Origin of the sequence: Novosphingobium sp. (genome assembly GCF_036733805.1) — a bacterium.
GTDB lineage: Bacteria > Pseudomonadota > Alphaproteobacteria > Sphingomonadales > Sphingomonadaceae > Novosphingobium.
Genome location: NZ_DAIMZT010000145.1, coordinates 1 through 1,789, shown reverse-complemented (window position 1 = coordinate 1,789; position 1,789 = coordinate 1). Strand labels below are relative to the sequence as shown.

4 protein-coding genes are annotated in these 1,789 nt (G+C 62.1%); all 4 read left to right on the top strand.

Annotation, left to right across the window (positions count from 1 at the left end; translation table 11 throughout):
- A partial coding sequence (locus tag V7D69_RS16020) for a hypothetical protein (protein WP_333606339.1) occupies nucleotides 1-257 on the top strand: 257 nt, incomplete at its 5' end.
- On the top strand, nucleotides 254-691 hold the full coding sequence (locus tag V7D69_RS16015; protein ID WP_253344467.1) for a periplasmic heavy metal sensor: 438 nt from the start codon (nucleotides 254-256) through the stop codon (nucleotides 689-691). The genes V7D69_RS16020 and V7D69_RS16015, both read left to right, overlap by 4 nt.
- Complete coding sequence (locus V7D69_RS16010) at nucleotides 688-1,260, top strand: RNA polymerase sigma factor (protein WP_333606338.1); 573 nt, start codon at nucleotides 688-690, stop codon at nucleotides 1,258-1,260. The genes V7D69_RS16015 and V7D69_RS16010 overlap by 4 nt, the downstream gene beginning before the upstream one ends.
- A gap of 93 nt (nucleotides 1,261-1,353) precedes the next feature.
- On the top strand, nucleotides 1,354-1,789 hold a 436-nt coding region (locus tag V7D69_RS16005), incomplete at its 3' end, for a multicopper oxidase domain-containing protein (protein ID WP_333606337.1).

The window sequence follows — 1,789 nt, the reverse complement described above, 5'->3', positions numbered from 1 at the left end:
TGAGCCGCCTTCGCACCGACCCCGTTCATCCCGGACTTGCAGGATTGGAGGAGGCTGTCTTCAAACGGCTCGCGGCGCGACCGCAAGTCTCGATAGCCGCGCAACTGAGAGTGGGCATGGCCGCAGCCTTTGTCGCGGTGCTGTTGGGTGTCGCCAGCACGGGTTTTACGCCGCCCGCTGAAGCATCCGCCACCTTGTCCCCTTTCGGTCCTTCCAACCCGCTTGCGCCGTCGACCTTGCTTGCAGGTTCGCGATGAAAGCGAGGCTGGTTCTGTTGATCGCGCTGGTCGCGTTCGTCGCGGCTATCGCCGGTGTGTGGCTTGGACGCCATTTCTTCCCGCAGCCGGCCCCCGCCGGTGTCGAGCTGCATGACGTTCTGCATAGCAAGCTCGATCTCGATGACCGGCAAAAACGCCAGATCGATCTTCTCGAGAAGCGTTTTGCCGTGCGCCGCCAAGCACTGGAGCTTGAACTGAGAGCTGACAATGCGCGGCTTGCCGATGCAATCGAAGCCGAACATGGAAATGGTCCGCAGGTCGCCGCAGCCGTCGATCGGTCGCATCAAGCGATGGGTGAGCTGCAAAAGGAAACGCTCGGCCATATCTTCGCCATGCGCCAGATCCTTCGCCCGGATCAGGCCAAGACTTTCGACCAGGCGGTGGTCCATGCGCTCACCGACGATGTGCGGTGAACCCCGACTTCAAGGCGTTTTCGGACGGTGAACTGGCTGCGCTGACCCTGAGCGGACGGCAAGCGGCATTCGCCGAAATCATGCATCGGCATCAGACCCCGATCTTTCGTCTGGTGCGTGGCCTGGTTGGCAACGCTGACGAGGCGCTTGATCTCACCCAGGATTGTTTCGTGTCGGCCTTTGGTCATTTGCGGAAATATGATGGGGAGCGCCCGCTGCGCGCCTGGCTTTCGCGGATCGCGATCAACAAATGCCGTGATTGGCGCCGCCGGCAAAAGGTGCGGCAGTTTTTCACCTTGGGCACGGCGGCAACCGAGCAGGAATGGGAAGCTGCCCCCGATGACAGTCCGTCCGCCCATGACAGCGCAGCCGGGAAACTGGAGTTGCAGCGCTTGAACGCGGCAATGGCCGACCTTCCAGCGCCGCTACGGGAGGTGCTTTTGCTGCGAACCGTCGAGGGGATGACGCAGGCGGAAACCGCAGCCGCTCTCGCGATCAGCGGCAAGGCCGTCGAAACGCGATTGTACCGGGCGCGGACGCGACTTGCGGAAATTCTGGCGGAACCATGAGGGGTCAGCCCGCTTCATGCGTAAGGCAGAGAGAGTGCAGCGGATAAACAGGTTCCCCGAGCCGGGTCCGCCGAAAGGAACAAGGGAGATTACATGACCCCGCTATTGACCCGCCGCGATATGATCCGCGGTGCAACGATCGCCGGTGGCGGCCTTGCTTTCTCCACCTGGATGCCGGCGTGGGCGCAGCCCGTCTCCGCTGGCATCGTCAAACCGCTCCCCACGGTTTCGGGCAACGACATAGCTCTGACAATCGCCAGGCAGACGATGGTGATCGATGGCCGTAAAATGCGCGCGATCGGGGTCAACGGAACCGTACCCGCGCCCTTGGTCCGGCTGCGCGAGGGGCAGACGGTTCGGCTGCATGTAACCAACGATCTTGACGAGGACAGCTCGATCCATTGGCATGGCGTGCTTGTTCCGCCGCAATTTGACGGCGTGCCGGGCGTGTCATTTCCCGGCATTCGGCCCAAGTCCACGTTCGTCTATGAGTTCCCCGTCATCCAGAACGGCACCTATTGGTATCACA

Excerpts from the sequence above, each read along its gene's own strand:
- V7D69_RS16015 (WP_253344467.1), top strand. The coding sequence starts at position 254 with ATGAAAGCGAGGCTGGTTCTGTTGATCGCGCTGGTCGCGTTCGTCGCG.